The sequence below is a fragment of the Frankia nepalensis genome, from assembly GCF_016786325.1.
Classification (GTDB): domain Bacteria; phylum Actinomycetota; class Actinomycetes; order Frankiales; family Frankiaceae; genus Pseudofrankia; species Pseudofrankia nepalensis.
Genome location: NZ_JADWYU010000067.1, coordinates 1 through 8,530 on the forward strand (window position 1 = coordinate 1; position 8,530 = coordinate 8,530).

The 8,530-nt window shown below is 68.7% G+C and carries 7 protein-coding genes and 1 pseudogene; 7 read left to right on the top strand and 1 reads right to left on the bottom strand.

The genetic code is table 11. From position 1 onward, the window contains the following. The first annotated feature begins 85 nt into the window (after positions 1-85). Positions 86-448 carry a hypothetical protein gene (locus tag I6A81_RS02940; RefSeq protein ID WP_203008256.1) on the top strand — a complete coding sequence of 121 codons (363 nt, stop codon included), beginning with the start codon at positions 86-88 and terminating at the stop codon, positions 446-448. A 191-nt stretch (positions 449-639) separates the two neighbouring features. Here I6A81_RS02940 and I6A81_RS02945 read toward each other — a convergent pair whose 3' ends face one another. Further along, complete coding sequence (locus I6A81_RS02945; protein WP_238431173.1) at positions 640-1,056, bottom strand: LLM class oxidoreductase; 417 nt, start codon at positions 1,054-1,056, stop codon at positions 640-642. A 258-nt stretch (positions 1,057-1,314) separates the two neighbouring features. On the opposite strand from I6A81_RS02945, the gene I6A81_RS02950 reads away from it, so the two are divergent. The 6 genes and pseudogenes from I6A81_RS02950 to I6A81_RS02975 all read left to right on the top strand — a co-directional run bounded on the left by I6A81_RS02950 (position 1,315) and on the right by I6A81_RS02975 (position 8,285). After that, positions 1,315-1,926 carry a TetR/AcrR family transcriptional regulator gene (locus I6A81_RS02950; protein ID WP_203008254.1) on the top strand — a complete coding sequence of 204 codons (612 nt, stop codon included), beginning with the start codon at positions 1,315-1,317 and terminating at the stop codon, positions 1,924-1,926. An 882-nt stretch (positions 1,927-2,808) separates the two neighbouring features. Beyond that, on the top strand, positions 2,809-3,327 hold the full coding sequence (locus I6A81_RS02955) for a hypothetical protein (protein ID WP_203007702.1): 519 nt from the start codon (positions 2,809-2,811) through the stop codon (positions 3,325-3,327). A gap of 111 nt (positions 3,328-3,438) precedes the next feature. Further along, positions 3,439-5,247 (top strand): glycoside hydrolase family 3 C-terminal domain-containing protein, encoded by a 1,809-nt coding sequence (locus I6A81_RS02960; RefSeq protein WP_203007701.1) that lies wholly within the window; start codon positions 3,439-3,441, stop codon positions 5,245-5,247. Between the two features lie 54 nt (positions 5,248-5,301). Then, positions 5,302-6,630 (top strand): ABC transporter substrate-binding protein, encoded by a 1,329-nt coding sequence (locus I6A81_RS02965; protein WP_307874429.1) that lies wholly within the window; start codon positions 5,302-5,304, stop codon positions 6,628-6,630. Between the two features lie 279 nt (positions 6,631-6,909). Next, positions 6,910-7,129, top strand: a pseudogene (locus I6A81_RS46055) (SDR family oxidoreductase); the annotation flags it as partial. A gap of 46 nt (positions 7,130-7,175) precedes the next feature. Beyond that, positions 7,176-8,285: a Gfo/Idh/MocA family protein gene (locus tag I6A81_RS02975; protein ID WP_203007700.1), complete on the top strand. Its 1,110-nt coding sequence runs from the start codon at positions 7,176-7,178 to the stop codon at positions 8,283-8,285. Positions 8,286-8,530: the final 245 nt, after the last annotated feature.

Below are 8,530 nucleotides of genomic sequence, written 5' to 3' on the forward strand. Positions count from 1 at the left end.
GCCTTCCTGATGCGGGCACTCGCGTTCGACCTCGACGACGACCTGCACACCGCACAGGCCAACCCAGCCAAGGACTAGCCTTCTAGTGCGCGGCGCAGCGCTGGCCGCCAGCGTCAGTGCCCTGACCATGGGTTCACCGCCTGCGGTCAGGACGGATCGGGCACGGCGGACGGGTGTCCCGCGACGCCTCCGCGGCCGGCATCACCAGCAAGCCGAGGCCGGCGCCCCGACAGCCGCGGCATCGAAGGCCTGCGAGCGCCTGCCGAACTACCGCCGGATTCTGGAGATCGGCGGCGCCGAGAGGAACGAGGAGAGCGTGACCCGCCAGTTGCGGGGCCTGCTCGACGCGGGCGCCACCGGTATCCAGGCGTTCGTCGTGCCAGTCGGTCACGATCGCCAGGCATCACGACGACGCGCGATGGACCTGCCGGCCTCGCTCGCGAGCTGACCGGTCCGGGGTTCCGCGGGAAGGGGCCATCGCATCGGCAGGGCGTCGATGCGATCACTTGCGGGGGACCTGAAGCCATGTCCATCGCTACCAGCCACATTCCGCGCGCCCGCGCGCTGATTTCGCTCGGCCTGGACATGGGCTGGCACGCCGCAGCACGGATAGACGCCAGGGCCGCAAGGGCCTGGGGGTCAACCGACAAGCTCGCGCAGCAGCTCGGTGAGGTGGCCTATGGAGCCGGACCGGGTCTCGCGGGTGTCGCCGACGGGGAAGACCGCGGCCCAGATGTCGGTGGCGCCGGCGTCGAGCAGGCCCTGGAGCTGGGTGGCCACGGTGGCCTCGGAGCCGACGATGGCCGCGCCGGCGGCGTCCTTGACGCCGCCCAGGGCGAGGACCCGCTGGTAGTTCGGCATCTCGCCGTAGGAGACGGCGGATGCCGCGGCGGCGGCGCGCGCCTGCGCCAGGTCGTCGTGCGCGGCGACCGGTAGCCCCGCGATGACTCGGGGCGCGGTGGCCGCGGTGTGCAGCCTCGGGGACGATGCGGTGCTGGAGATGCGACGGCGCGGGCGCCGCGGTGGTGTCGCCGCCCGATAGCAATACGCTTGCATCGCGAGGCTGCCTCTTCTGTCGATGACGATGATGTCGAGCGGCGGCGAGGCTGCTCGTGGCCGTCGGCCGCAGCGCGCGATGGCGCGGGTCACAGCGCGTGGACGGCCCTGGGTAACGGGTGTAATCGCGTCATCGGGCTGGTCCGCTTGTCGCCGCCGTGACAGTGCTCCGGGCGCGTTAGGATGCCGGAAAGTGGAATTCATGGACGGCCTCCGGCGTGTGTGACGGCAGGCGATCACGGTCACGAAAGGCCCCGAATGACGGCACCTCGGCGAGTCGGCGCCCAGAGGTCGAAGACCCGTGCCACCATGTTGGACCGGGCCGAACGGCTGATGCTCGACGAGGGGTACGCCGCGGTCACCTACCGCGCGCTGGCGGCCAGGGCGGGCGTGACGCCCGGGCTGGTCCAGTACTACTTTCCGACGCTAGACGATCTTTTCCTCGCCCTGGTCCGGCGCCGGACCGAGCAGACGGTGGGCGCCCTGCTCGAGGCGCTCGAGACCCGCCAGCCGCTGCGCGCGCTCTGGGAATTCTCCAACAACCGCACCGCGTCGGCGCTGATCGCCGAGCTTACAGCCCTGGCGAACCATCGAAAGGTCATCCGGGCCGAAATCGCGTCGACCGGTGAGAAGGTGCGGGAGTTGGTCCTGGCCGCGTTGGCCGAATCGCCGAACGACTACACGTTCCCGATGGAGCCGGTCCCGCCCGAGGTGCTCGTTTTCCTGGTCACCAGCCTCCCACGGATGGTCCTGACCGAGCAGGCCGTGGGAATGTCGACCTCGCATGCCCAGATGCTCGATTTCCTCGAACATTACTTGGATCGGGTCGAGCCCCGGGAAAGGCCGGCTGACTCGGCCGGCCTGACATGATCAGTTTCATGATCGCTGCCGGTTTCTAGGGAGCGCTGGAGGGCACCTTGGGGCCATCGCCCCGGCGACCATTCTTCGACGATCAGGACAATGAACGAGGTGGACCTGCCAGCGACAGCGGGATCAATACCACTGCAACGGCAAGGCCATCCCAGCGGACCGGCAGTGTTTGTCCTCGGCGGTCTGTCGCGACCCTGGACAGCAAGGGCCGGCCGGCTGAGTATATGGTCCTCGGCAACACCCCGATCGCGGACTGGCGGGCCGCCGGATGGATCTTGGCTGTAGCTGGTAAAGGAGATACATAAGGAAGCTGGGGCGGGTGGCGCCTCGCCTTCGCCGCCCAGTGGATGGCTGACAAGGTTGGACGTTACTGGGCAGTCTTCACCAAGTCGCTGAGTCGCCGCTCCGTTCGCCTGACGCTCGGATAGCATCCGCGGCCTGTCGGTCGTCGTGGCCAGCTTCGAGGGCATGGTCGTACGGCGCTTCGTTGGGACGGCCGCTATGGCCGGTGCCGGCGCTGCTCGCCACCGTCCCCGTGCAGGGCCGCAGCGGACTCCCCGGCCGCATCGTGCCGGCCGCCTGTGGCGGCGCGGGCCGCGCCGATCGCGTAGGAGATCTCACAGGACCAGCAGCATCCGCCCCAGGGACGTCCTCCTGACGCGCCTGCCGCACGTTGCTGTACAGGTGCGCAAAACTCTGCTATACAGGTGCGCAACGACCTGCTGTACAGGTGAGAAAAACTTGCTCGACATCTGTGTGGCGAGTCTGGAAGTCGGTTACCTGAGCACGTTCGCCTACTGATCGTGGCGCACCTTGACGTTGGCGGGCAGCGAGATGAATGGGCGCCAGTACGTTACAGGAAACGCGTCGGAGGGGAGGAGCATGACAACGATCGACGCTGGCGCTATGCGCGGAATCTGTCTGGCGGCAAAGGTGGTTGCTTATGACGCCACAGTGCGGGGTGTGGTGGCGGCCAAGGATCCCGGTCTCACGCTCGCTGGCTGGGACCTGCTCGCGGAGTTCGTGGCGGTGGACGAGTTCGAGCGGGTCGGGACCTGGCTTGAGGTGTCGAACTGGCAGGAGTATACCGAGTTCCTGACCAAGCGGGTTACCAGCTCGGCGTTCGACACCAAGCTGCTGCGGATTTCCGAACTGCCCGGTGTCGTGTACTACGAGGTCGAAGAGCGGCATCGGCGCCAGGACGGCACGCTTGACGTGGTCCGCTCGCTTTCCGTGTTCGTTTTCAACGAGGACGGCAAGATCTGCAATCTTGAGGTCTTCCTCCAGAAGCCCCCGGTGACGCGCGGTGCTCTGCTACGTGCAGACCCACGAGACCGCAGTCGTCGGCGGCGACCTCGCCGCGGAACGCTACGCCAAGGCCGGGGCACCGTGGATCTCTGACCTGCGCGGGGGTGACGAGGTGCCCGAGGGTCCGCAACTGTTCGTCGACGACGGTGCCCTGACTGACGAGAAGGTCGGCGTGGCCGCCAGGGTGTCGACGGCGGGTCGGGTGTGCTCACGACTGGGAAGCATTTCGTCGGGTACGGCGCCGCCGAAGGGGGACTCAATCAGGCGGTCACCCAGCTGGGGCGGCGCGCGCTTGTCGACGAGTACGCCGAGCCGTTCCGCAGAGCGCTCGCCGAGGCGGGCCTGGCGGTGGTGATGAACTCGTACAACGAGATCGACGGCGTGCCGTGGGTCGCCGACCGGAGGTTGCTCACCGAGCTGCTGCGGGACCAGCTCGGCTTCGACAGCATCGTGGTGAGCGACTACGACGCCGTGACCCTGCAGACGCGGTACTACCGCACCGCTGAATCGCCGGCGCGGGCCGCGCCCCGCGCCATTGGCGCCGGTCTCGACGTCGAGCTTCCCGGTGACACGAACGTCGCGCATCTGGTTGGGGGGGTTGAGCAGGGCCGGCTCGATGAGCGGATCGTCGACAACGCTGTGACCCGGGTGCTCGCTGTCAAGGCGCGCGCCGGCCTCATCCCGGGCATGACCGTGCCCAGGAGCAGGCCCGGGACGGTGCCCGGCACCATGTCCGAACTGGCGGCGTCGGACTCCGGCGAGGCTGCGGCGGTGCGCCGCGCGATCGCCGAGTTGGGTGTCGTCCTGCTCGGCAACGACGGGACGCTGCCGCTGGCGCCGCGGACCGGTCGGATCGTCCTGGTCGGTCCCGCGGCCGATGAGCTGCGTATCCACTTCTGGGCCTACACCTCGGTCGCAAGCGCCGAGGTGCCATTGGGGGCCGCCGCCATGATGGCCGGCGAGGTTCCCGGCCTGGATCCGGAGGCCGTGTTCTCCGATATCTTCCAGCTCCGGATGCCGGGCATCGAGGAGCGGTTCGAGGCGGAGGCACGCCGGATCCACCCCGACGCACCCACGGTGCTCGAGGCGCTCCGCCGGCTCGAACCGACCATCGGCCATGTCCCACTCGGCAGGTTCGATGCGGCCAGCGGGCCTGTGCTGAGCCAGGCCAGCGTCGAGCGGGCGGTGGCCGGCGCCGACATCGTCATCGCGGTGGTCGGCGAGCGGACCGGCTGGGTCGGCTACAACACTGCGGGCGAAGGCCAGACCAGCGTGTCACCCAGCCTGCCGGGCGACCAGGACGACCTCGTCACGTTGCTCGCGGCGGTCGAGAAGCCGCTGGTAACCGTCGTGGTCACCGGGCGCCCGCTGCTGCTCGACACCATCGCGCGGGCCTCGAACCCCGTGATCCTCGCGCCGCTGCTGGGGGAGGAGGCCGGCCCGGTGATCGCGGATGCACTCTTCGGTGTGATCAACCCGAGCGGGAAGCTCCCCAGCATGTTTCCGCGTCAGCTGGGTCAGCTGCCGATCTACCACGGGCACCACGTCGGCAGCGGCTACGGACACCCCACCGGCGCCCGCCACGGATACCTGGACCTGGAGGACGGCAGTCCGCTCTATCCGTTCGGGCACGGCCTGTCCCACAGCTCCTTCGACGTTGCCTTCGACCCGGCGGCCGCATCCGCGGTCAAGAAGGTCGACGGTTGCATCCGGGCCCCGCTCATCGTGTCGAACCCGAGTGCCCTGGCCGGTGAGGTGGTCGTCCAGCTTTACGCCCGAGACGAGGCGGCGGAGGTGCGGCCCATCCGCCAGTTGCTCGCGTTCAGCAGGCTCGCGCTCGCCGCGGGCGACACAGCGACGGTTGTGCTCGAGGCCCTGGTCGAGCGGCTCTTCTACACCATGCCTGACGGATCGCGCGGGGTGGAAGCCGGCGAGGTCACCGTGATGGCCGGGCTCAGCAGCGTCGACATCCGGTGCACCGAAACGATCATGTTGACTCTAGGCCCGTCCTGAGCCGGGGTCGAACGGCCCGATCTTCACTGGATCCGACACGCAAGGAGACTGGAAGTGCGACACCTGCGTCTATTACCCCGACCGGCCCGCGTCGGCAATTTATCTGGCACCGCCAGGCCGGACGACGTGGTCCGGTTACGTGGCACGACACTGGTCGTCGCAGTCACGGCCGCCACGACGCTGGCGGCCGGATGCGGGTCGGGTGCCGCCGGCGGCAACACCTCCTGCGGTACACCCGGGTTCAGCGCGGACCAGGTGAAGATCGGGTTCGTCTATCCCGACTCCGGATCGATGGCCCAGGTATTCACGGCCACCCGCGCCGGCTTCGTCGCTCGGGTGGAGAAGGCGAACGCCGACGGCGGGATACACGGGCGCAACATCGTCTACGAATGGCGTGACGACCAAGGCGACGAGGCCCGCAACCTGAACGCCGTGCGTGAGCTCGTCGACCAGGAGCAGGTATTCGGGCTCGCCGAGGCGACAACGGCGTCCTCCGGCGGCGCGGACTATCTGCGCGACCTGAACGTGCCTGTGTTCGGACTCCCGGTGGGGGCCGAATGGTCCGATCGCAGCTACCCGAACATGTTCGCCGTGGCCTACCTCGGCCCCGCAGGCGAGTCGGTGACTACGTTCGGCAGAATGATCAAGGCGCAGGGTGGCACGAGGGCGGCCATCATCACTAGCGACGTTGGCCAGTCGGACAATGGGCTCGGGCTGAAGATCGTGCGCAGCCTAGAGGCGGTCGGCGTCGACGTCGTTCCGCAGCGATTCGTCTACAACGCGACCCACACCGATGTCGCCCAGCTCGCCGCGCAGCTGAAGGCGGCCGACGTTGACGTGGTGACCGGAGGGGTGACCGCCAGAGATCTTGGCCAGATCATGCGCGGTGGTCGGGCAGCCGGCCTGCCGGCAAGGACGATCTACCTGGCGGCCGACGGGTACGACAAGGCCCTGCTCCAGGAGGAAGGGCCGGCGATAGCCGGGATGTACACCTGGGCCGGTGCCATCCCATGGAACGCAGACACACCGGCCCAGCGGGACTATCTCGACGCCATGCGCCGCTACGCGCCGGAACAACAGCCGCCGGACCAGGATCTCGCCGTCGCCGCGTATCTCCTCACCGACCTGTTCCTGACCGGCCTGGACAAGGCAGGAGCATGCCCGACCCGGGCGGACTTCATCCAGGACCTACGGAACACGGACGGCTACGACGCGGGCGGCCTGATGTCGACCCGGGCCAACCTGCGCGACTGGGGCCACATGAACCCGTGCTACACGTTCGTGCGGGTCAACGCACAGGGAACCGGCTACGACGTGGTACCAGATCCGGCCAGGGGTACCCAGAACTGGTGCGGCGAACTGCTCCCCGCCCCCGCCCAGTAGTTCCCGACCCGGCGGGACCGCTTCCACCCCGGTGTCGATCGACCTGACGATGTTGTGCTGGGTCTTCGCCTAGCGCAGTTGCATTGAGGCGACGCAAGGCATGGCTGCTGCGGGTCAATGCCCTGTTAGATGGCCAGAACGAGCTCGGCGAAGGCTGTACGAGTCGGCACTGGGGTTCGGTGTCGACGGCGAGTTCGTAGTGGCCGCCGTGGATGTTCTGGATGAGACGCGTGCCCGGAGCTGATGGCCTGCGCGGCTTGAGGAGTTTCAGGTCGCGCCCCGATGCTTGTGTCGATGAACGACAGGGCTCGCGCCAAGCTCGCCGCCGGGGTCCTCGGGTGCCATCGGCAGGCAGGCCGACATTGCCGAGGCCGCCGCCTATCTGTGCTCCGAGGCCGCCAGATACATCACCGGTGTCGTGCTCGACGTGAACGGCGGAATCAGCCGCCGTGCGCTGTCAGGGGCGACGAGCACTGAGGCCGTTGAGTTTCGAGTCTGACGAGGGCGCTTGAGCAGGGTGCCTTCCCGAACGTTGAGGATGTGCAATGTCGTTTCGATGGGGGATCGCTGGCACCGGTGCCATCGCGAACGGGTTTGCCGACGCGCTGGGCCGTCTGCCCGACGCGGAGCTCGTGGCCGTTGGGTCGCGGCATCGGCGGTCCGCTGACGAGTTCGGTGAGAAGTTCGGGATCCCGCCGCGGCGCAGGTATGGAAGTTACGAGGACCTGGCGGCGGACGACGGCGTCGATGTCGTGTACGTGGCGACCCCGGCGTCCCACCACCATCGCCATACTCTGCTCTTCCTGCGTGCCGGGCGGGCCGTGCTGTGCGAGAAGCCGTTCGCGCTCGACGCGGACCAGGCTGCCGAGATGGTCGCGACGGCGCAGGCGGAGGGCAGGTTCCTGATGGAGGCGATGTGGAGTCGTTTCCTGCCCGCCTACGTGCGGCTGCGGGAACTGGTCGCCGCGGATGCCATCGGCACGGTGGTAGCTGTCGAGGGTGACTTCGGTTTCCGGTTTCCGGCGACGCCGGGCGAACGGTTGTTCGACCCTGCCCGGGGCGGCGGCGCGCTGCTCGATCTCGGCGTGTACCCGGTCTCGCTGGCGAGCATGCTGCTCGGCGAGCCGGACCAGGTGACCGCCTCCGGCCAGCTTGGCAAGACCGGCGTCGACGAGCTGGTCGCCGTCCTGATGGGCTACCGCACCGGCGCGGTGGCGGTCGCCAAGGCGTCCCTGCTCGCGGGTTTCACCTGCACCGCGCGGATCACCGGCACCCACGGCAGCATCGAACTGCCCGCAATGATGCACTGCCCGGACGAACTGGTCGTCCGCGGGCTGGCCGGCACCGACCGTCTTGTGCTGCCGGCCGCGCACGACACCCCGGACACGATCGAATCGAGCCCCGGTGGAGCCGGCACACGCGACCGGGCTGGAGGGGGCCTGCACCATCAGGTCCGCCATGTCCACGACCGGCTGCGCGCGGGTCACCTGGAAAGCGACGTGATGCCGCTGGCGGAGTCCGTCTCAGTCATGCGGACCCTCGACACCGTGCGCGCCCACATCGGCCTGCGCTACCCGCCCATCGGCCTCGAACCTCCGTCGCCACGCCTGCCCGCGCGCCCGCCGGCGACCACCCACGAGGAGCAGGGAACATAGCGCCGCGGCCGGCGACGATCGCCTTCCCCCGGCTCGGGCCACGGGCCTGGGCGGGGCCGCGCTGATTGGCGCGCGTGCGACGCCTGCCGGGGCCGATCGACGCCGGCCACTGGGTGGGGCTCCTCGGCCGTTTCAGCGAGTTGGGAGGACCGATGGCGGTGCAGCCCGGTCTGGCTGTCTGTGGATCGCTGGACTGTACGGGCGTATGGCGTGATGCTATACATCTGTACAGTGATGTCCCGGGG

Excerpts from the sequence above, each read along its gene's own strand:
- I6A81_RS02955 (WP_203007702.1), top strand. The coding sequence starts at position 2,809 with ATGACAACGATCGACGCTGGCGCTATGCGCGGAATCTGTCTGGCGGCA.
- I6A81_RS02945 (WP_238431173.1), bottom strand. The coding sequence starts at position 1,056 with ATGCAAGCGTATTGCTATCGGGCGGCGACACCACCGCGGCGCCCGCGC.
- I6A81_RS02950 (WP_203008254.1), top strand. The coding sequence starts at position 1,315 with ATGACGGCACCTCGGCGAGTCGGCGCCCAGAGGTCGAAGACCCGTGCC.
- I6A81_RS02975 (WP_203007700.1), top strand. The coding sequence starts at position 7,176 with ATGTCGTTTCGATGGGGGATCGCTGGCACCGGTGCCATCGCGAACGGG.